Source organism: Spirillospora sp. NPDC052242 (assembly GCF_040679555.1).
Classification (GTDB): domain Bacteria; phylum Actinomycetota; class Actinomycetes; order Streptosporangiales; family Streptosporangiaceae; genus Spirillospora.
Genome location: NZ_JBFAUZ010000021.1, coordinates 108,394 through 129,424, shown reverse-complemented (window position 1 = coordinate 129,424; position 21,031 = coordinate 108,394). Strand labels below are relative to the sequence as shown.

The window sequence follows — 21,031 nt, the reverse complement described above, 5'->3', positions numbered from 1 at the left end:
GCCTCAGAGCCTGCCGTGTTCGGCTACGGGCGCCTTCTGTAGAACTACCAGTCGCGCCAGTTCGGTACGGGAGCCGATGCCCAGCTTCGGATAGATCTTGTACAGGTGGTACTCGACGGTGCGGGGGCTGAGGAAGAGCCGGGCGGCGATCTGCCTGCTCGACAGCCCGTCGGCGACCAGGCCCGCGATGCGGAGTTCCTGCGGGGTCAGCGCGTCGAGGACGGCCGGGGGCGGGGCCTGCCCGCTCTCGCCCGCCGCGCGGAGCTCGTCCTGCGCGCGCCGGGCCCACGGCCGGGCGCCCGCCTGCTCGAAGGTCTCCCACGCCGTCCGCAGGTGCGCGCGGGCCTCCGCCGGACGGTGCGCGCGGCGGAGGCGTTCGCCGAACAGCAGGGCCGTCCGGGCCGCCTCGAACGGGTTGGTGTGCAGGCGGAGCGCCTCGGCGAAGGCGTCGTCGGAGGCGTGCGCCAGCCCCCGGCAGCGGGCGAGGAGGGCGCCGGACTCGGGTGTCGCGGCGTGCTCGGCCCAGCGCTCGTACGCGGCGAGCGTCGCGCGTGCGGCGGCCGCGTCGCCCGCGCCCGCGGCGGCCTCGACGCGGTCGGGCGCGGACCGCCACAGGACGGTCCAGTGCCCGGCGCCCGGTCCGGCCGCGGCGAGCGCGGTGAACCGGTCGTGCGCGGCGGCGTGGCGGCCGAGGCACAGGTCGAGCATCGCGCGGGCGTACGCGGCCACCCCGGCGTGCAGCCCGACCCGGTGCGGGATCGCGATGGCGAGGGCGTCGCGGGCGTGCCGCTCGCAGGTCTCCTCGTCGCCGCGCAGCGCCGCCACCACGGCGAGGTTCGCCAGGTGGGCGGCCACCGTGTTGGTGTATCCGGCCTCGCGGGCCAGCGCGAGGGCCTCCTCGGAGACGGCGCGGCTGCGGGCGGGGCGTCCGGCGATGCGCTCGGCCGTCGCGGCGAACTCCAGCACGACGGGCAGTTGCCCGGTCATGCCCGACATCCGGGCGACGCGTCCGGCCCGCGCGGCCATCTCGGCGGCCAGGTCCCACTCGCGCAGGGCGCTGGCGGCGGCGGTCGCCCACAGGTACGCGGACGCGTCGTCGAGGTCGTCCGCGCGGGCGAGGGCGCGGCGCAGGAGGCCGGGCCCGTCGGGGTCGCCGTCGAGGGTGCGGCCGATCCCGACGACCGCGTCCCGCAGGAAACCGGCGGGGTGCGCGGCGGCGCGCCGGGCCAGGTCGACGATCGCGGCGGTGTCGCCGACGTACGAGGCGGCCTCCACGGCGTCGGCCAGCGTGTCCAGGTCGTCGCCCGCGGACAGGATCCGCACCGCCTCGGCGGCGTTGCCCGAGGTCAGCTCGAACCGGCCGCGGAGCCGGGCGATCTGCGGGACGAGCGCGTCCCCGGCCTCCTCGCGCGCCTCGGCCAGCAGCGACTCCGCCCGTCCCGGACGGCCGCCGAGCCACGCGGCGACGGCGGCGTCCTTCAGCCGGACGGCGCGGGCGTGCGGCTCGGGGGTCAGCTCGGCGGCGCGGGCGAGGGCGGTGGCGGCGGTGCCGTAGCCGCCGCGGTCGCGCGCGCGGCCCGCGGCGGCCGCCAGCGCGGCGGCGACCCGTTCGTCCCGGCCGAGGGCGGCCCCGGCGAGGTGCCAGGCCCGGCGGTCGCCCTCGGTCAGCTCCGCCAGGACGGCGTGCACCCGGCGGACGTCGGCGCCGCTCGCCGCCTCGTGCACCGCGGACCGGACGAGCGGGTGCCGGAAGCGCACGCTCGTCCCCGCGACGTCGGCCAGCCCGGCGGCTTCGAGTTCGGCGAGCGCGGTCGCGGCGTCCGCGTCGAGCAGCCCGTCCGCGTCGAGCAGCTTGTCGGCGGCGCGCAGGACGTGGTCGAGTTCGGCCTCCACGGCGGCGACCAGGGCGACGAGCCGGGCGGGCGGGGACAGCGCGGCCACCCGGTCGCCGAAGAGCCGGGCGCCGCCGGGCGGCGGGTCGGGCAGCGGGTCGCGCCCGGCGCGCTGCGCGGGCGTCAGCCGGTCCGCGATCTCGCGCAGCGCGAGGGGGTTCGCGCGGGTCAGCGCGACGAGCTCGCGGGCGACCCCGGGCTCCAGCGTGCCGTGGCGGGACGCCAGCAGCTCGGCCGCCGCGGGCTCCGGCAGGCCGCGCACGTCCACCGTCAGCGGCACGCCGCCGACCGGGGCGTCGCCGCGCACGGCGAACAGCATCGCGATCCGTTCCGTCGCGAGCCGGCGGGCGGCGAACAGCAGCGCGTCGGCGGAGGCCCGGTCGACCCACTGCAGGTCGTCGACCGCGCAGACCAGCCCGTCCGGCGCGGCGGCCTCGGCCAGCAGCGAGAACACCCCGGCGCCGACCAGGAAGCGGTCGCCGGCGCCGCCCGCGGACAGCCCGAGGGCCGCGCCCACCGCGTCGCGCTGCGGGACGGGCAGCGCGTCGAGCCCGTCGACCACCGGCCACAGCAGCCGGTGCAGCGCGGCGAACGCGAGGTCGGACTCGGGCTCGACGCCGGTGGTCCGCAGCACCCGCATCGCGCCGCCCCGCGCGGCGGCCGCGTCGAGCAGCGCGGTCTTCCCGGCGCCCGCCTCGCCGCGCAGCAGCACCGCGCCGCCGGACCCGTCGCGCGCCCGCGCGATCACCTCGTCGAGTGCGTCGATCTCCGCCGACCTGCCGTAGAGCACGAACGTCACTGTAGGGCGGTGACCAGGACGTCCGGGACGCCGGTCAGGCGGCGACGTCGAGGACGAGCTTGCCGGTGGTGGCGCCGGACTCGATGCGGCGGTGCGCCTCGGCGGCCCGCCCCAGCGGGAGCGTCTCCACCTGGATCCGCAGCCGGCCCCGGGCGGCGGCGTCGACCGCGCGGCGCAGCGCGAGGCCCGCCTGGCGGGGGTGGGCGGCGGCGAACGCCGCGAGGTTGAAGCCGGAGACGGTCTTGTTCGTGAACCACAGCTCGTTGGCGGGGACGCCGACGTCGTCGGCGCCGGACGCGTTGCCCATCACGACCATGCGGCCCATCGGGGCGAGCAGGTCGAGGCTCGCGCGCCGCGCGGGGCCGCCGACCATGTCCACGACGACGTCGAACGGGCCGGCGCCCGCGGCGCGGTCGCGCAGCAGCACCTCGTCGTAGCCGAAGCCCCGGGCCGTCTCGATCTTGGCTTCGGCGCCGACCGTCCCGGCGACGCGGCCCGCGCCCAGCAGGCGGGCGGCCTGCCCGAGCTGGCTGCCGACGCCGCCCGCCGCGGCGTGCACCAGCACGCTCTCGCCGGGCTCGATGCGGGCCACCCGGTCGAGCACCAGGAACGCGGTGGTGCTGTTGGACGGCAGCGCGGCGGCGACGTCGAGGGCGAGGCCGTCGAGCGGGACGACCAGGTCCGCGGACGTGACGGCGACCTCGGCGTACCCGCCGCCGTCCACGATCGTGAGCGCGGCGACCGGCTGCCCGACGGCGAGGCCGTCCACGCCCTCGCCCAGGGCGCGGACGTGCCCGGACACCTCGATGCCCGGGACGAACGGCAGCGGCACGTCCACGACGCCGCGCCGGTAGAGGATCTCGGCGAAGCCGGCGCCCGCGTACGCGACGTCGATGGCGACCTGGCCCGGTCCCGGCTCGGGGACGGGACGGTCGGCGAGGGCGAGCACGCCGGCCTCGCCGAACTCGGGGACGACGACCGCCTTCATCTGCGTGGTGTTCATGCACCCGAGGGTGGCCCGGCCGCGGGCGGGGCGGCAGTGTCGGCTCATCCTGGTTGTGCGACCACCAGGATGGGCCGCGCTCACGGATGGACGACGACGCGCACGCGGTCGAGGTTCCGGACGAGGGCGTACGGGGTGCGGGTGTCGCCGTCGCGGTGCGACGCCGCCCGGAGGACGGGGTAGTACGTGCCGGGCTCGGTGTAGGTGAACGTGGCCCGCACGTGCACGGTCCGTCCGGGACGGACGGGCGCGGGGGCGACGTCGCCGGTGCCCGTGAAGTCCCATCCGGCCGAGACGACGCGGCCCGCGTGCGGCGGCGCCTGGATCGTCCCCCGGAAGGCGACGGGACGTCCGGCGCGGACGTCGATCCGGTCGGTTCGTCCGGCGGTCAGGTCGACGACGGGCTGGACGCCGCGCCGCGCGGCGGCGCGCGCGGGCACCGTGACCTGGCCGTCCGCCACGCCGTACCGGGACGAGCGCGGGGGCGGCACGCCCCGTTCGGCCCACGCGGACACGTCGCGGAGCGCCCGCTGGAGGACGCCCGCGTAGTCGACGAGGCCCGGAAGGTGCGCGCCGATGTGGTCGGCGTTGTCGTTGAACCAGACGCGGAACCGGGAGTCGTACGCGGGGCCGAGCGCGCGGCGGGCCTGCTCGGCGTACCAGTCGGCGTGCCAGGGGAACGCGTCGGTGTCGAGCAGCGTCGCGACCATGATCATCTTGCCGGTGATCCGGCCGGTGTGCGTGCCGCCGCCGCTGACGCCGGTCGAGATCGCGGGCCCGACCTCGACCGGGCGCTGCGGGTACAGCGGCCGTCCGGCGGCGTCCCGGAACCGGTCCCAGACGTCGAACCCGGGGCGGTCGGGGACCTGGTGCCGGTGGTAGGTGAGCAGGGCGAGCGACCAGGGGTCGTGGTCGTCGCGGGCGGCGCGGAACAGGTCGCCGAGCGGCGAACGCTCGGTGCCGAGGTAGCCGGGCTCGCTCCAGAAGTCGTCCGCGTAGGCCGGGTCCATCGCCTTGACCGTCTCCGCGAACCCGAGGAGGCCCTGCGGGTCGTCCAGCCCGAGGACGTACCGGGGGTTCTGCCACGCGCGCAGCGGGACGCCCATGGCCGTGACCTCGCGCAGCACCGAGCGCTCGACGCCGGTGAGCCCGGCGTACGGGTCGCCCGAACCGCCGGGGCGGACGGCGTCCGCGATCCGCTCGGCCTTGTCCTGCAACACGAACCGGGCGAAGGCGCGGACGAAGAAGTTGTTCGGGATCGACGTCGGCGTGCCGGGGATGAACGGCACCGCGCCGTCCCATACGCCCGTCGTGTTCTCCATCGCGCCGATCGTCTGGTACGAGCCGCCGCTGCCGCCGTACACGTAGCCGTGGATCCGCTTCCCGGGGGACGCGTAGTGGCGTGCGGCGACCGTCCTGGAGAACTTCGCGGCGGCGGCGTCGGCCCGGTAGCCGGGCGTGCCCGTGACCTGCACGGTGTAGGCGCCGGCGTCCGCGCCGGACCCGATCGTCTCGGCCGTGGCGTTCGCGTCCTGCGTCGGGTAGACGAGCTGGTGGAACCGGCCGTCCCAGCGCCGCGGGAAGTAGAAGGTGAACTTCACGCCCGTGCCCGCGAAGTGGCCCGACACCCGGTGGTGCGGGACGGGTTCGGCGGCGTCCGCCTCCGCGTCGATGACCGGCCGGTCGTACATCGGGTCGACGCAGCCGGCGGTGATCCACAGGGGGCCGCCGGGCTCGCGCGGCGCGCACTCCGGCGGCGGCTCCGCGGCGGCGGCCGGGGCGGCGGGGGCGAGGGCGCCGCCGAGCAGGACGCCCGCCGCAGCGAGGGACGCGCGCCGCTTCGGCCGTCCGCGCGGTCCGCGGCGCCCGGGCGGGTGGGGCCGTGCCCGGCCGTGTGCGCCGTCGAGGTGGTCGTCGTGGTCGGCCATCGCGCCTCCCGCTGTTGGTGGCGCCAATAAGAAGACTATATGCACGTGGCGAGAGTCAAGTTCTCATCGAGCCTTGCTCCGGCTCCGGCCTGACGTCGCGCTGACGTTGCGCCAATAGTTATTGTCAATAAGCGGCCACTTATTGGCGGCGCGCCAGTAAGTCGCTAAGGTGGCGCCTGCTCCCAGAAGCGGCGGGACGAGCTGAGGAGGTGACGGCTATGGTCACGGCACGGGTCACGGCGAGTCTCACGACCCGGCTCAGGGCGGGGATCACCGCGCGCGCCCGGGGATTCCTCGGCGAGGTCGGGGAACTGTTCGTCATCGCGCTGGAGGGCCTGCGGCGCACGTGGGACGTGCGCACCTGGGGCTGGGAGTTCGCGGAGCAGTCGTGGTTCCTCGCCCGCGTCACCAGCGTGCCGGTGATGCTGGTGTCGCTGCCGCTCGGCGCCACGGTGGCGCTGCAGGTCGGGCAGCTCGCGTCCCAGCTCGGCGCGCAGTCCTCGACCGGCGGCGCGGTGATCGTCGGGCTGGTCCGGGAGGTCGCCCCGATCGCCGCCGCGCTGATCATCGCGGGCGCGGGCGGCTCGGCGATGACCGCCGACATGGGCGCCCGGAAGATCCGGGACGAGCTGTCGGCGATGGAGTCGATGGCCGTCAACCCCGTGCACCGGCTCGTCACCCCGCGGCTGTGGGCGTCGAGCCTGGTGGCGATGCTGCTGGCGTCCCTGGTGATCGTCTCGGGGGCGGCCGGGGGCTTCGTGTTCAACGTGCTCCTCCAGGACGTCACGCCCGGCGCGTACTTCGCCGGCGCCGTGTCGCTGCTCCAGGTGTCGGACCTGCTCGTCACGCTGCTGAAGTCGTGGCTGTTCGGCCTCATCGCCGCGGCCGTCGCCTGCTACATGGGAATGAACTGCGCGGGCAGCCCCGTCGGGGTCGGACGCGCCGTCAACCGGGCGATCGTGGTCGCCTTCATGCTCGTGTTCGCCCTCAACTACGTGATCTCGACGGTGTACTTCGTCGCGTTCCCGCCCACCCACTGATGGCCGCGCCGCTCCTGTCCACGCGGACCGCCGACCGGCTCTCGGCGGCCGGGTCCGCCGCGCTGCGGCGCAGCGGGGACCTCGCCCAGTGGCCGGTGTTCATCTACCGGGTGCTGCTGTACTCGGTCCGCGACCTGATCCTGCGCCGCAAGTACGCGAAGACGGTCGCCCGGCACGTCAGCGACATCGTCGTCGGCGCGGGCGCCACCGTCGTCGGCGGCGGCATGATCTTCGTGATCTTCACGATGGCGTTCTTCGTCGGCACCGAGGTCGGCCTCCAGGGCTACACCGGCCTCGAGTCGATCGGCGCGGAGTCGTTCATGGGGCTCGTCGGGTCGTTCGCGAACGTCCGCGAGATCACCCCGGTGATCGCCGCGACGGCGCTCGCGGCGCAGTGCGGGTCGGCGTTCACCGCCGAGCTGGGCGCGATGCGGATCTCCGAGGAGATCGACGCGCTCGAAGTCATGGGCATCGGCTCGTTCGCCTACCTCGTCTGCACCCGCGTGGTCGCCGCGCTGATCGCGCTCGTCCCGCTCTACCTCATCGCCCTGTTCGCGAGCTTCTTCTCCACCCGGTGGATCAGCACCGAGTTCTTCGACCTCGCGCCGGGCGTCTACGACTACTACTTCACGCTGTACCTGCCGACGATCGACCTCGTCTACAGCGCGATCAAGGTCGGGGTGTTCGCCTTCGCGGTGATCACGATCCACTGCTACTACGGCTACTACGCGAGCGGCGGCCCGGCGGGGGTGGGCCGGGCGTCCGGACGCGCGATCCGGCTGTCGATCATCACGATCGTCACGCTGAACCTGCTGCTCTCCTACGTCTTCTGGGGCAACGGAGCGACCGTGAGGTTGACCGGATGAACCATGAAATCCCCCTCCGCCGGGCGCTGCTCATCTCGCTGCTCACCGTCCTGCTGACCGCGCTCGGCGTGTACCTGCTGGTGACCCGCCCGTTCCAGGCCGAGGGCGTCCGGCTGACCGCCGTGTTCGGGACGGCCGGGCAGGGCCTCGGCGACGGCGCGCCCGTCAAGATCCGCGGCGTGACGGTCGGGACGGTCGAGCGGATGGAGCTCACCGGCACCGGACGGGCGCGGCTGACCCTGCGGCTGGACCCGGGGATCCGGGTGCCGGCGTCCGCGGCGGCGTCGATCGAGCCCGCGTCCGCGTTCGGGCCGAAGTTCGTCGAGCTGACCCCCGGGTCCGGCGAGCGCGGCGGCCCGTTCCTGGCGTCCGGCGCGACGATCGAGCGGACGTCCGACCCGCAGGACCTGTCGGACCTGCTCGCCCAGGCCGACGCCACCCTCGGCGCGGTCGACCCCGCCGAGGTCGCCACGATCGTCCACACCCTCGCGCGGGGGCTGAACGGGCAGGGCGGGCGGCTCCGCGACACGATCGACCAGGCGTCCGTCCTGACGGACGTCGCGCACCGGCGCCGCGCCGAGGCCCGCCGGTTCCTGACCGACGCCGCCGGGCTCACCGGGACGCTCGCCGCGTCCGGCACCGGCGACGACCTCGTCTCCCTCAACGGCGACGCGAACACGCTCATCGAGGAGACGGCCGCGGGCGGCACCGACCGGCTCGGGAAGTTCTCCGACGAGATCTCCGACCTGTCCGGGCTCGTCGCGCACGGGTTCGGCAAGCGCGGCGGGCAGGTCGGGGAGGCGTTCCGGTCCGGGGAGCGCGCCGCCGCCGTCGTCTACGCGCAGCTCGGGCTGCTCGGCGACGCCGTCCGCACCGGCGACCAGCTCCTCCCGCTCTACGGGGAGCTGACGTCGCTGGCCGGTCCCGAGGGCAAGAACTACATCCGCACCCAGGGGCTCCTGCCGACCGATCCGTGCCGGCTGATCATCGGGGTGTGCCCGGCGCAGGGAGGCCACTGACATGGCGGTGCGACTCTCCCGCGCCCGCGTCGGGCTGCTCGTCCGGCTCGCCGCGTTCGTGACGGTGACCGGGCTGCTCACCGCGTTCATCGGGGCGCAGATCGCCCGGCTGAGCTTCGCCGACGGCTGGACGGTCACGGCCACCTTCGACGACGCCAGCGGCCTCGCCGCCGGCGACGAGGTGAAGATCGCGGGCGCCCCGGTGGGCCGCGTCGAGGAACTGAAGATCGTCGACGGGCGCGCCCGGGTGCGGATGCACGTGAACGAGTCGGTGACCGTCCCGTCCGACAGCGAGGCCGCGATCCGCTGGCGCGACGCGATGGGCAGCCGCGTCGTCTACCTCATCCCCGGGACGAGCCCCGAGCCGATGCGTCCGGGCGCGCACATCACCCGCACCCGGTCGGTCGTCGACGCGGGCGCCCTCATCGACCAGCTCGCGCCGCTCACCGAGAGCATCGACCCGACGCAGGTCAACACCGTCCTGGTGTCGCTGGCGCAGGCCCTCAACGGCAACGCCGAGGAGATCGACCGGCTGATCGTGAACGTCGACCGGCTGTCGTCCACGATCGCCGCCCGCCGCGCCACCCTCAAGCAGATGCTGGACGACTACGCCGCCATCAGCGAGATCATCGCCCGCCGCGACGAGCAGATCGGGCAGGCCGTCGACGGGCTCGTCGACCTCAGCGGCGCGTTCGCCGACAACCGCCGCCTCCTGGACGAGGCCCTCGTCGAGCTCGCCGCGATGTCCCGGACGTCCGACCAGGTGCTCGCGGGCAACAGCGCCGAACTGTCCGCCGTGGTGGCCCGGCTGTCGCAGCTCACCGGCGGCGTCCGGCGCAACGTCGGGACGCTGTCGCAGGTGCTCGAGTCGGCGTCGCCGAAGCTGCGGCGCATCTTCGCGGCCACCGACAACGGCACCTACATGGAGGCCGCCATCCCCTGCCTCACCCTCGCCGCGCCGCCCTGCCCGTACCCGACGCGGCTGCCGGGCGCCCGCGAGCCCGGGACGTCCGGGACGTCCGGTTCGTCCGGGGGCACGCAGCCGGCGGCGTCGACCGGACGCGTCCGCATCGACTCGGCGGGTGCGCTGCGCACCCTGCTGGTGGGAGGCGCCTGATGCCGCTCGGATCGCTCCGCGACCGCAACCGGATCACCGTCGGGCTCGTGTCGTCCGGCACCCTGCTCGCGCTCGTCGTCGCCGTCTACCTGATCGGCACCGAGGGCCTGCTCCTCAACCGCTACACCGTCACCGGGGTGTTCGCCGAGACCGGCGGGCTGAAGGCCGGGGACGAGGTGCGGGTCGCCGGGATCCGCGCGGGCGAGGTCACCGCCGTCGAACCGGACTGGGGGAAGGGCCGCGTGCTCGTCACCTGGGAGGTCGACGCCGAGGTCGACCTCGGGCCCGCGACCCGCGCGGACGTCGAGGTCGCGAGCGTCCTCGGCGGCCGCTACCTGCGGCTGTCCGGCCCGGTCACCACCCCGCACCTCGCCGACCTGCCGGACGACCGGCGCCGCGTCCCCCTCGACCGCACCGGCACGCCCGCCACCATCAACGACGTCCTGAACCGCTCGACCGAGACGATCACCCGCCTCGACACCGCGTCGATCGACCGCATCCTCGGCGAGCTGAACGGGGTGTCGTCCGACGACCGCGGCCGGCTCAGCCGCACGCTCACGAACCTCGCCGACCTCGCCCGCACCGTCAACGAGTCCGAACCGCAGATCGAGAAGCTGCTCACCAACGGCGACCGCGTCCTGGACCTCGCCCGCACCAAGGAGAAGCAGCTCTCCGCCCTGCTCAACAACGTGCGGCTCATGCTGGACGAACTGGAACGCCGCAAGACCGAGCTGTCGGCGTTCCTCGGCAGCGGCGGACGGACGGTCGCGGCGCTCACGCGGCTCATCGAGCAGCAGCAGAAGCAGCTCGAAACGGTCATGGCGGACCTGCAGGGCACCCTCGGCACCCTGCGTCCCGCCACCGGCGACTTCAACGAACTGCTCGCCTGGGCCGGGCCCACCCTCAGCGGGCTGTCCGCCACCGGCGGCCGCGGCCCCTGGCTGGACGTCGTCTCCACCGGCCTCGGCCCGCTCTCCCCGAAGGACCTCGCCGAACTCGCGAAGATGGCGCCCGAAGGAACCGGAGGACGGCCATGAGACGCGCCGTCGCGGCCGCCGCCGCGCTCGCCCTGACCGCCGCCACCGGCGGCTGCACCCTCGCCCCCGGCGACGGCACCTACCGCCTCACCGTCTACTTCGCCAAGACGACCTCCCTCTACGAGCAGTCCCGCGTCCGGATCATGGGCGCGGACGCCGGCAGCGTCGTCGGCATCCGCACCGAGGAGAACCGGGTCCGCGTCGACCTGGAGATCGACGAGAAGATCCCCGTCCGCCGCGACACCCGCGCCGCGATCGCGTCCGCGAACGCGCTCGGCGAACGCTTCGTCGTCCTGCACCCGCCCTGGCGGCCCGGCGCGCCCAAGGCCCCGTCCGGCATGGTGATCCCGCAGGACCGCACGAAGCTGCCCGTCGAGATCGACGACGCGCTCGCCGCGTTCGCCCGGCTCAACAAGTCCATCGACCCGAAGCAGCTCGGCGACGCCGTCGGCCGCGGCGCCGACGACCTGCGCGGCCGCGGCGGCGACGTCAACGACGCCCTGCGCGGCACCGCCGACCTCACCGAGAACCTCGCCGCGCAGGACGAGCGCATCGTCTCCCTCGCCGACGGCCTGCGCACCCTCGCGACCGAGCTCAACGCCCGCGACAAGCGCCTCGGCGAGCTCATCGACTCCTTCTCCTCCGTCTCCCGGTCGCTCACCGAGGAACGCGCCCGGCTCACCGCGTTCATCCAGGGCCTCGCCGCCGCCGTCCGCGAGAGCCGCGTCATCGTCACCGCCTACAAGGAGACGCTGCCCAGCACCGTCTCCGACCTGTCGAACATCGTGCTGACCCTCAAGTCGAACGCGGGCTCCCTCAACCAGGCGATCGACGCGCTCGGCACCTTCGCCGACGTCGCCGTCGACGCGTGGGACCGGCAGAACCACGTCGCGACCATCCGCGTCGTCGTCCACGGCACCCTCCGCGCCTGGCTCCAGCCCCTGTTCGACGCGATGGGCTGGGGCACCGTCCCCTGCCTCGAAGGGCAGCCCGCGCTCGCGAACTGCACGGAGGGGCCGCGATGATCGCACGGGCCGCACTGGCGCTCGTCCTGCTCCTCACCGCCTGCGGATGCACCCTGCAGACCATCGGCGCGCCGCAGGGCGACATGCGCCTCACCGCGAAGTTCGACGACGTGCAGAGCCTCGTCGTCGGGCACAGCGTGCAGATCTCCGACGTCCGCGTCGGCACCGTCGTCGGCGTCGAACTCGCCGGGCACCAGGCCGAGGTCACGATGTCGCTCAAGGACGATGTCCGGGTGCCCGTCGGGACCACCGCGTCGATCGCGAAGACGTCCCTGCTCGGCGAGAACTACGTGCGCCTGCAACCGCCCGCGGGCGCGGGCGCGGGCGCCGGACCGTACCTCGCGTCCGGCGCGACCATCGGGCGGACGTCCGTCCAGCCGGACCTCGAGCAGATCAGCGCCCGCCTCGGCCCGCTCCTCGCCGCGCTCGGCGGCCAGGAGATCTCCACGATCGGCCGCGAGTCCGCGACCGCCCTCGGCGGCAAGGGGCAGCGGCTCAACACCCTCATCAAGAAGGCGTCCGAGGTGTCCGACTCCTACGCCGCCGCCAGCGCCGAACTCGGAGGCGCCATGGACGACCTCGCGAAACTCGGGCACTCGCTCCGCGCCGGCGGCGAGGACATCGACGACCTCCCCGGCAACATCGAGCTCGCCACCGAACGCCTGCAGAACGACCGGGCACAGGTGAAACGGGCCGTCCAGGAACTGACGAAGCTCGGGACCTCGTTCAACGCGAACGTCCAGAGCGAGCACGCCCGGCGCCTCACCGTCCTGCTCAGGCGCGCCGACGACCTGCTCGCCGCCGCCGTCCGCGGCGGCGAGGACCTCAAGGCCCTCGCGCACGCCGTCCTGCGGTTCCTCGACGGCCCCTCCGTGTCGCACAGCGGGCAGGCGCTCCTGTTCCTGTGGATCAAGGGCTTCCTCCCGCAACCCGGAACCGCCGCGAAGACGCAGGCGCGGCAGCCGTGGCACCTGATGGGACCCCGCCCGTGAAACAGCCCCGCATCGTCGTCAACCTGGTGTTCTTCGCCGTCCTCGGCGTCGTCCTCGCCGTCTGGGCGCTCCGCAGCATCATCAGCATCGACGCCCTCGAACGCCCGTACCACGTCACCGTCGAGTTCGCGACGTCCCCCGGCCTCCGCGCCGACCAGGAGGTCACCCACCTCGGCGTCCACGTCGGTACCGTCGGCGCCGTCGAACTCCGCGACGGCCACGTCGACGTCCGCCTCGACCTCGACCGCGGGACGGACGTCCCCGCGGGCGCCGGCGCGCGCGTCCTGCGCAAGTCCGCGATCGGCGAACCGTACATCGAGCTCACGCCCCCGGCCCGTCCCGCCAAGCAGGACCTGCGGGACGGCGACCGGATCCCCGTGGCCCGCACCGAGTCGACCGTCGACTACCAGCAGCTCTTCCACGGGCTCGGCGAGACGCTCAAGGCCGTCGACCCCCGCGACGCCCGCACGCTCGTCCACGAGGCCGCCACCGGCCTGGAGGGACGCGGCGGCTCCATCAACGCGATCATCGGCGACATCCACCGGCTCACCGAGACCCTCGCCGCCGACGCCGGCACCCTCGACGCCCTCGCCGTCGAACTCACCCGCCTCACCACCACCCTCGCGGACCGCCGCGGCGCGATCGCCTCGGGCGTCAACGACCTCGCGACCGTCACCGCCACGATCCGGCGGAACCGCGCGCACCTGGAGACCGTCCTCGACGAAGGCCCCGGCGCCCTCGCCGAGGTCAACGAGCTCCTGCGCCGGTCGCGCCCCGGCCTCGGCTGCCTGCTGACCGCCGCCGCCACGCCGTCCGAACCCCTCCTGACCGCGCAGAACTCCGCGAAGATCCGGCACGTCGTCGAGATGGTCCCGACCCTGAAGGCCCTCGTCACCGACATCACCGCCCGCGACGCCTCCGGCGCGTACCTCCGCGTGACCCCGGTCATCACCGTCGGCGGCCACGACGCCCCCACCGAGTACGCCGACCCGCGCCCCAAGCCCGCGGCCCCCGGCCTCACCCTGTGCGCCCCGCCCGCCGCTCCGTCCGGCGACACCGCCGAACGCGACGACCCCGCGCGCACCGCGCCCGGCCCCCGCGCCGCGCCCGGCGCCGACCCCGCGATGTCCGCGCGCCCCGTGGACGCGCGAGACGAGCCGTCCGCCGGCGACGGGCTCCCCCTGTGGCCGCCGCTGGCCGCCGCGCTCGTCCTGGCCGCCGTCGCCGCCCGCACCCTGCGGGCCGTGCGGATCCGCAAGCAGAAATGACCGAGAGGGAGGCACCGATGTCGACCGACGTCGAGCCCGCCGAGGCGGACCGCGACACCCCCGCGACCGACCCGTCCGCGAAGGCTTCACCCGCGGCCGCGCAGGAGCCGGACACCGCGAGCACGAGCAAGGACGGCACGAACGCGGACGCTGATGAAGTGGACGCCGAGGCCGCGAAGCGCGCGGACACCGCGAACGTGAACGATTCAGATGCGGACGTCGAGGACGGCAAGGGTTCGGACGGCGCCGGTGCGAAGAGCGGGCGGGTGCGGTGGCTTCGGGGGGTGTGGGGGCGTGCGGCGGTTGTGGTGCTGCTGGTCGCGGCGGTCGTGACGGCGGGGTTGCAGTGGTACCGGGCGGATCAGGCGGCGCAGGAGGAGGCGGCGCGGCGGGCGGTGGAGCGGCAGGCCGGGGAGTTCGGGCAGGCGCTGCTCAGCTACGACCACGAGCACCTGCAGGACGCCCGGAACCGGGTGCTCTCGCTCGCGTCGGAGGACTTCGCGAAGACGTACGACGTCGCGTTCACCGGCGGGCTGGAGGGCGTGATCACGAAGCTCAAGGCGGACGCGTCGGCGACCGTGCGGGACGTCTACCTGGGGGACGTCGACGAGTCCACGGCGCGCGCGATCGTGGTGATGGACTCGGAGGTGCGCAGTTCGGCGGGCACCCGGCGGGTGCTGGGCTCGCACCTGGACATGCGGCTGGTCCGCAAGGACGGGGAGTGGCGGGTGACCGAGGTGACGTCGATCGGGGCGGCGCAGGAGACCATGACGGACCCGCAGGGGCGGCAGCAGGGCGGCGGGGGCGCCGTGCCGACGCCGGGGGCGTCGCCGGCCGGGTGATCACGCGGCCGGGCGGCGGCGCCGGGCGGTCAGCAGGTGCGCGAGTACGCGGCGGATCGTGGCGAGCGGGGCGTCGCCGAGGGCCATCCGGGTGGCGAGGCGCAGGGTGGAGGCGGACGCGGCGGCGGGGGAGCCGCTGTCGAACGGCGGCTGCGGGTCGTACTCGATGAGGAGCTGCAGCGCCTTGGCCGTGCGTTCGTCGTGGGCGCGGGCGGTCAGCGCCAGCGCCATGTCGATGCCGGCGGAGACGCCCGCGCCGGTCACGATGCGGCCGTCGAAGACGACGCGTTCGGCGACGACGTCGACGCCCATCGCGCGGAGGTTGTCGCGCATGCCCCAGTGGGTGGTGGCGCGGCGGCCCTCGAGGAGGCCCGCGGCGGCGTAGAGGAAGGCGCCGGTGCAGGCGGACGCCAGCCACCGGGCTTCGGGCGCGGAGCGGCGGAGCCAGCCGATGAGCTCCGGGTCGTCCCCGGCGTCGAGGGGGGCGGTCTCGCCGCCGCCCGGGACGACGATCACGTCGGGCCGCGGCGCCGTCTCGGGCGTGCAGGTGGGGACGACCGTGAGGCCGACGTCCGCGCGGACCGGCCCCGGGGTCGTCGCGAGGAAGTGGACGCGGGCGTCCGGCCAGCGGCTGATCACCTCGTAGGGGCCGACCAGGTCGAGGGCCGTGAAGCCGGGGTAGAGCACGTAGACGATGTTCACCGGTCGTCCTCCTCGGGGGCGTCCTCGCCGAGCAGCGCGTCGATGAGGACCTGTGCGGCGCCGTCCGTCCTCGCGTCGGCGAGCGGCGCGAGGATCCTGCACAGCGACGGGTCGTCGCTCCGGTCGTCCGGCATGGGGTCTCCCGGGGAGAACCCGGCGGCCCCCGCCCCCACCCGGCGCGGTACGTGCGTGGCGGGGACCGCCGGAGTCGTGGTCACTGCCTGACCGCGACTGTAGAACGAAATTGGCGCTGTGCCAATAGCTACTGTCGGGTCGCCAATAAGCGGCCCCGGCGGGCGCCCGCCGGGGCCGTGGGGACGGGGGGACCCTAGGGTCCCGTGGATCAGGGCTGGTTGAACGTGTACGAGGCGGTGATCGTGGCGGACGACGGGCACAGCCAGCCGCTCGTCCGGTCGACGGTCTGCTCGGTGAACGCCGCGGTGACCGGGAAGGTCTCGCCGCCGGAGTAGGTGCCGGCGATGTCGCCGCCGAAGGTGCAGCCGATGGCGCTCATCTGGAATCCGCTGAAGGACGCGGTGCCGCCGCTGAGGCTTCCGCTCCAGGGCAGGCCGACGGGGGTGACGGTGACGCCGCAGCCCGAGACGGACGCGCTCGTGACGGTGAGCGTGCCGTCCGCCGCGACGGTGCCGGAGAGGGTCGAGTCGGTGCACGTCGCGGCGATGCCCGCGTCGATGATCATGTCACCGTCGAGGGTGGCGGTGAAGTTGCCGGCCGGCCAGGCCAGCGCGGGGGTGGCGGTCATGGCGACGGTGAGGGCGGCCGCGGCGGTCGTGGAGAGGAACGCGGCCTTCTTGCTGATGCGGGACAAGGGGGGTCCTCATTTCGGACACGTGGGCGTCGCGCCTGCACCCGGAGGAATGGGGTGGGAGTCCGCGGTCCGGCCTCGCCCGCCCGTGGCCGGCGGATCGGGGAAGGTGCGAACCGGGGACGGCCGGCCGGAGGACGCCGTCTCCATCGACGCCGGTCTTCCGACCGTCTTACTAGAACGCGTTCTATTGACACCATAGGCAAGGGGCGTGGAGCGGTCAACGCCCGAAAGGTGACTACATCGTCGACTTCTTTTGGCAGCTGTGTAAGTGTCGTTACATGGTGCTGTAGTGAAAGAAGTGGCGTGCATTGTGAAAATGACCAGTGTGGCGCCCACGCGTTCTCCGCTGATCGCCGGCATTGCGGCGAATGGCGCGGTGAGACATTTCGCGAGAACATGTTTCAGGTACCGGTCCGAACCCGGGACGACGGCGGCCCCGGGACGGTCGTCCCGGGGCCGAACGGGTGCCGGAGCGCGGCTCGTCAGGTCTTGAGCGCCTCGGACGGCTCCTCCTGCGGCCCCGCCTTGAAGTAGGCGCGCGTCTCCCGCCAGACGAGCGGGCTCAGGATGAGCAGGCCCACCAGGTTCGGCAGCGCCATCAGGCCGTTCATCACGTCGGAGAAATTCCACACCACGGTGATCGTGGAGACCGAGCCCACGTAGACCATCGCGATGAAGACCAGCCGGTAGGGCAGCACGGACTTCCTGCCGAACAGGTACTCCATGCAGCGCTCGCCGTAGTACGACCAGCCGAGGATGGTGGAGGAGGCGAAGAACAGCACGCCGAGCGTGACGATGACGCTGCCCCAGTCGCCGGGCAGGCCCTCGTCGAACGCGTAGGCGGTGAACGTGGCCGCCTCGTCCTCGCCGCCGATCTTCCAGGCGTCCGTCACGATGATCGTCAGCGCGGTGAAGCTGACGACGACGAGGGTGTCGATGAAGGTCTGGGTCATCGACACGAGCGCCTGCCGCACCGGGTGCGTCGTCTTGGCGGCCGCCGCGGCGATGCCGCCGGTGCCGAGGCCGGACTCGTTGGAGAAGATGCCGCGCGCGACGCCGTACTGGATGGCGGCGGCGACGCCCGCGCCGACGAACCCGCCGGTGGCGGCCGTGCCCGTGAAGGCGTCGGTGAAGATGAGGCCGAGCGCGCTCGGCAGCTCGCCGAGGTTGAACGCCAGGACGCCGAGCGCGCCCACGATGTAGAAGACGATCATGATCGGCACGAAGGCGGCGGTGATCCGGCCGATGCTCTTGATGCCGCCGACGATCACCACGGCGGACAGGCCGGTGAGCAGCAGCCCGGTGACCCAGGTGTGCACGCCCCACTCGGACTCGACGTTGCTGGTGACCGTGTTGGCCTGGACCATGTTGCCGATGCCGAACGAGGCCAGGACGCCCGCGATGGCGAAGAACCCGCCGAGGAACCAGCCGAGGCGGCCCTTGATCCCCTCGCGGAGGTAGTGCATGGGGCCGCCGCTCTGCTCCCCGGCGGCGTCCTTGCGCCGGAACCGCACCCCGAGGAACGCCTCGCTGTACTTGGTCGCCATGCCGACGAGGCCGGTGCACCACATCCAGAACACCGCGCCCGGCCCGCCGAGCGCGATGGCGGTCGCGACGCCCGCGATGTTGCCGACGCCGACCGTGGCGGCCAGCGCCGTGGTCAGCGCCTGGTAGTGGGCGATGTCGCCCTCGCTGTCGTCGCCGTCGCTGCGTTTGACGAACGCCAGCCAGAAAGCGAGCTTGAAGTGACGGAACTGCAGGCCGCGCAGCAGGATCGTGAGATAGAGGCCGGTCAGCAGAAGAAGGGGGATGAGCAGCCACGGGCCCCAGACGAAGCTGCTCACGTCGGACAGGAAGTTCTCCAGGGACTCCATCGAACCACCGCGCTCCGTGAGACTGACGTTACTGGACGGAACGTAGCCCTCATTTGCGGCTTTGTGAAGATCAAGCGTGTGACGTCGCGAATCGCCGGACCGCGTACCAGGCGGCGCCCGCGGCCAGGACGGCCGCACCGGCCGCGACGGACGCGAGCGGCAGGGCGAACGCCAGCACGAGGCAGCCCGCGAGACCGAGCAGCGGGACGGCGCGCGGCGGCCGGCCCTCGTCCGGTGCGAGCGTCCACGCCGCGGCGTTCGCGATCGCGTAGTACGCCAGCACCCCGAACGACGAGAACCCGATGACGTCGCGGAGGTCGGCGGTCGCGGCGACCGCGGCGACGACGGCGCCGACCGCGAGCTCGGCGCGGTGCGGGACGCCGAACCGGGGGTGGACGGCGGCGAGCGCGTGCGGCAGGTGGCGGTCGCGGGCCATCGCCAGCACGGTCCGCGAGACGCCGAGGACGAGCGCGAGCAGTGCGCCCAGCGCCGCGATCGCGGCGCCCGCCCGGACGACCGGTTCCAGCCCGGGGGCCCCGGCGGCGTCGACGGCCGCCGCCAGCGGCGCGGCCGTCCGCGCGAGGCCGGCGCCGCCGAGCACGGCGAGGGCCGCCGCCGCGACCGCCGCGTACACCGCGAGGACGATCCCGAGCGCGATCGGGATCGCGCGCGGGATGGTGCGGGCCGGGTCGCGGACCTCCTCGCCGAGGGTGGCGATGCGCGCGTACCCGGCGAACGCGAAGAACAGCAGCCCGGCCGCCTGCAGCACCCCGCCCGCGGTGGCGCCGGCGCCGGGGTCGAGCCGGCCGGCGTCCGCCGCGCCGGAGGCGAGGACGGCCGCGACCACGGCGGCCAGCACGGCGAGGACCGCCGCGACGATCACGCGGGTGAGCAGCGCGGACTTGTGCACCCCCGCGTAGTTCACCGCCGTCAGCGCGACCACGGCGGCGACCGCCACGGCGTGCGCGTGCTCCGGCCAGACGTAGCCGCCGACGGTCAGCGCCATCGCCGCGCACGACGCGGTCTTGCCGACCACGAAGCCCCATCCGGCGAGGTGGCCCCAGAATTCGCCGAGCCGTTCGCGGCCGTAGACGTACGTGCCGCCGGACGCCGGGTACCGTGCGGCCAGCCGCGCCGACGACGTCGCGTTGCAGTAGGCGACCGCACCGGCCAGCGCGAGCCCGAGCAGCAGCCCGGACCCCGCCGCGCGGGCGGCCGGGGCCAGTGCCGCGAAGATCCCGGCGCCGATCATCGCGCCGAGCCCGACGACGACCGCGTCGAACGTCCCGAGCCGGCGCCGCAGCTCGTCCGGTGCTTCGCTCACGTCACGGGCCTTCCCACGGCGGACCTGCCCCACGGACGCCGCAACATATCAGCCCGCGTCGATACGACGTGGCGCGGACGTTAGGGGATGGGGGCCGGGGAGTAACGCGCGGGTGCCCGGCCCGGACGGACGACGAGTTCGGTGCCGGGCTCGCCGTCGCGGAGGACGTCCACGATCGCGGCGGCGACCTCGTCGGCGGTGAGCATCGGGACGCCCGCGGCCCGGAAGCGGTCGCGCGCGCCCGCGGTGAGCGGGGTGTCGACGAGGCCGGGGCAGACGGCGGAGAGCCGGATCCCCTCGCGCGCCAGCGGGCCGGACAGGGCGCGCACCAGGCCGATGACCGCGTGCTTGGTCATCGTGTAGATCGGGTCCTGCTCGACGCCGTGCAGCGCGGCGAGCGACGCGGTGACGACGATCGAGCCGCCGCCGCGCCGCCGCAGCACCGGCAGCGCCGCCCGCAGCCCGTAGGTGACCGAGTGCTGGTTCACGCCGACGACGGCCTGGTACCGGTCGAGGTCGAGCGCGGCCGGGTCCTTGTCGGGCGAGTTCGTCCCGGCGTTGAGGACGACCAGCGCCAGCCCGTCGCCCGCCTCCGCGGCGGCCCGGGCCGACAGGTCGGGGTCGGTCAGGTCGCCCACCACGGCGGTGCCGCCGATGGACGCGGCGACGTCCGACACCTTCGGGTCGCGGTCGACGAGCACGCACCGGACGCCGGACGACGCCAGCCGCCCGGCCGTCGCCGCCCCGATGCCGCCCGCCGCCCCGGTGATGATCGCGGTTTCGCTCATGCCGCGCAGCGTACCTACTTACCTGTAGGTAGGGATAGGGGGCGATTTGCGGAGATGGGCCGGTACGGTCGGTCCGTGGAGATCGCATGACGAGGAGCAGGCGCGAGGAGATCGTGGACGTCGCGCTCGGGATGTTCGCCGCGCGCGGCTACCGCGGGACGTCCCTCGACGCGATCGCGGCGGAGGTCGGCCTGACCCGGCAGGGCGTCCTGCACTACTTCCCGAGCAAGAAGAAGCTGCTGGTCGAGATCCTGCGCCGCCGCGAGGAGCTCAACCGCGAGCACCTGCTCGCCGAGCACGCCGACGCGGACTGGCCCGCCCAGATGGCCGAGGTCGTCGCGCACGACCACGCGCACCCCGGGCTGGCGCGGGTCTACAGCGTCCTCATGGCCGAGAGCGTCACCGAAGGCCATCCGGCACAGGAGTACTTCCGCGACCACTACGCGACGGTGCGCGAGCGGATGGTGCGGAGTTTCACCGAGCGGTGGGGCGAGCGGCTGCCGAGCGGCCTCACCCCGCGCGCGGCCGCGACGGCGCTGCTGGCGCTCCTGGACGGCATGCAGCAGCAGTGGCTCCTCGACCGCGGGCAGGACGACCACTCCGAGATCATCGAGGACGTCCTCACCGTTCTGTTCGGCCTCCGCGACGGCTGACCGCGACCACCGGACGACCACCGGACGGCCGCC

19 protein-coding genes are annotated in these 21,031 nt (G+C 74.3%); 10 read left to right on the top strand and 9 right to left on the bottom strand.

Translation table 11 applies throughout. From position 1 onward, the window contains the following. Window positions 1-3 precede the first annotated feature (3 nt). The 3 genes from AB0L25_RS19065 to AB0L25_RS19055 form a co-directional block, all read right to left on the bottom strand. The gene (locus AB0L25_RS19065) at window positions 4-2,682 is read right to left on the bottom strand and encodes an AAA family ATPase (protein ID WP_500173807.1); all 2,679 of its coding nucleotides are present in this window, start codon (window positions 2,680-2,682) and stop codon (window positions 4-6) included. A 43-nt stretch (window positions 2,683-2,725) separates the two neighbouring features. Further along, window positions 2,726-3,694: a quinone oxidoreductase family protein gene (locus tag AB0L25_RS19060; protein WP_500173805.1), complete on the bottom strand. Its 969-nt coding sequence runs from the start codon at window positions 3,692-3,694 to the stop codon at window positions 2,726-2,728. An 80-nt stretch (window positions 3,695-3,774) separates the two neighbouring features. Further along, window positions 3,775-5,622 carry a hypothetical protein gene (locus AB0L25_RS19055; RefSeq protein WP_500173803.1) on the bottom strand — a complete coding sequence of 616 codons (1,848 nt, stop codon included), beginning with the start codon at window positions 5,620-5,622 and terminating at the stop codon, window positions 3,775-3,777. Window positions 5,623-5,840: 218 nt separating this feature from the next. Between AB0L25_RS19055 and AB0L25_RS19050 the strand changes: the two genes are divergently transcribed. The 9 genes from AB0L25_RS19050 to AB0L25_RS19010 are packed head-to-tail and all read left to right on the top strand — an operon-like array spanning window position 5,841 to window position 14,828. Further along, complete coding sequence (locus AB0L25_RS19050) at window positions 5,841-6,662, top strand: MlaE family ABC transporter permease (protein WP_500173801.1); 822 nt, start codon at window positions 5,841-5,843, stop codon at window positions 6,660-6,662. Beyond that, window positions 6,662-7,528, top strand: coding sequence for an ABC transporter permease (locus tag AB0L25_RS19045; protein WP_500173799.1), 867 nt, complete (start codon window positions 6,662-6,664; stop codon window positions 7,526-7,528). Before AB0L25_RS19050 ends, AB0L25_RS19045 begins: the two co-directional genes overlap by 1 nt. Further along, complete coding sequence (locus AB0L25_RS19040) at window positions 7,525-8,547, top strand: MlaD family protein (RefSeq protein ID WP_500173797.1); 1,023 nt, start codon at window positions 7,525-7,527, stop codon at window positions 8,545-8,547. The genes AB0L25_RS19045 and AB0L25_RS19040 overlap by 4 nt, the downstream gene beginning before the upstream one ends. A gap of 1 nt (window position 8,548) precedes the next feature. Further along, window positions 8,549-9,664, top strand: coding sequence for an MCE family protein (locus AB0L25_RS19035; RefSeq protein ID WP_500173795.1), 1,116 nt, complete (start codon window positions 8,549-8,551; stop codon window positions 9,662-9,664). Beyond that, a complete protein-coding gene (locus tag AB0L25_RS19030; protein ID WP_500173793.1) occupies window positions 9,664-10,701 on the top strand; it encodes an MlaD family protein in 1,038 nt (345 codons plus the stop codon). The genes AB0L25_RS19035 and AB0L25_RS19030 overlap by 1 nt, the downstream gene beginning before the upstream one ends. Further along, window positions 10,698-11,726, top strand: a complete 1,029-nt coding sequence (locus AB0L25_RS19025) for an MCE family protein (protein ID WP_500173791.1) — start codon at window positions 10,698-10,700, stop codon at window positions 11,724-11,726. The genes AB0L25_RS19030 and AB0L25_RS19025 overlap by 4 nt, the downstream gene beginning before the upstream one ends. After that, entirely contained in the window at window positions 11,723-12,718 is a 996-nt protein-coding gene (locus tag AB0L25_RS19020; RefSeq protein WP_500173789.1) for an MlaD family protein, read from the top strand. Before AB0L25_RS19025 ends, AB0L25_RS19020 begins: the two co-directional genes overlap by 4 nt. Further along, entirely contained in the window at window positions 12,715-13,986 is a 1,272-nt protein-coding gene (locus AB0L25_RS19015) for an MCE family protein (protein ID WP_500173787.1), read from the top strand. Before AB0L25_RS19020 ends, AB0L25_RS19015 begins: the two co-directional genes overlap by 4 nt. Window positions 13,987-14,003: 17 nt before the next feature. Further along, complete coding sequence (locus tag AB0L25_RS19010; protein WP_500173785.1) at window positions 14,004-14,828, top strand: hypothetical protein; 825 nt, start codon at window positions 14,004-14,006, stop codon at window positions 14,826-14,828. Here AB0L25_RS19010 and AB0L25_RS19005 read toward each other — a convergent pair whose 3' ends face one another. The 6 genes from AB0L25_RS19005 to AB0L25_RS18980 form a co-directional block, all read right to left on the bottom strand. Beyond that, complete coding sequence (locus AB0L25_RS19005) at window positions 14,829-15,530, bottom strand: DJ-1/PfpI family protein (RefSeq protein ID WP_500173783.1); 702 nt, start codon at window positions 15,528-15,530, stop codon at window positions 14,829-14,831. It abuts the gene before it with no gap. Next, window positions 15,527-15,664, bottom strand: a complete 138-nt coding sequence (locus tag AB0L25_RS19000; RefSeq protein WP_500173782.1) for a hypothetical protein — start codon at window positions 15,662-15,664, stop codon at window positions 15,527-15,529. The genes AB0L25_RS19005 and AB0L25_RS19000 overlap by 4 nt, the downstream gene beginning before the upstream one ends. A 209-nt stretch (window positions 15,665-15,873) precedes the next feature. Continuing rightward, window positions 15,874-16,359, bottom strand: coding sequence for a PraA/PraB family alkane oxidation protein activator (locus AB0L25_RS18995; RefSeq protein ID WP_500173780.1), 486 nt, complete (start codon window positions 16,357-16,359; stop codon window positions 15,874-15,876). A 482-nt stretch (window positions 16,360-16,841) separates the two neighbouring features. Then, on the bottom strand, window positions 16,842-18,233 hold the full coding sequence (locus AB0L25_RS18990; RefSeq protein WP_500173778.1) for an alanine/glycine:cation symporter family protein: 1,392 nt from the start codon (window positions 18,231-18,233) through the stop codon (window positions 16,842-16,844). A gap of 70 nt (window positions 18,234-18,303) precedes the next feature. Beyond that, entirely contained in the window at window positions 18,304-19,557 is a 1,254-nt protein-coding gene (locus AB0L25_RS18985; protein WP_500173777.1) for an APC family permease, read from the bottom strand. Between the two features lie 80 nt (window positions 19,558-19,637). Continuing rightward, entirely contained in the window at window positions 19,638-20,345 is a 708-nt protein-coding gene (locus AB0L25_RS18980) for an SDR family oxidoreductase (protein WP_500173775.1), read from the bottom strand. 86 nt (window positions 20,346-20,431) lie between these two features. On the opposite strand from AB0L25_RS18980, the gene AB0L25_RS18975 reads away from it, so the two are divergent. After that, complete coding sequence (locus AB0L25_RS18975; RefSeq protein WP_500173773.1) at window positions 20,432-20,998, top strand: TetR/AcrR family transcriptional regulator; 567 nt, start codon at window positions 20,432-20,434, stop codon at window positions 20,996-20,998. Window positions 20,999-21,031: the final 33 nt, after the last annotated feature.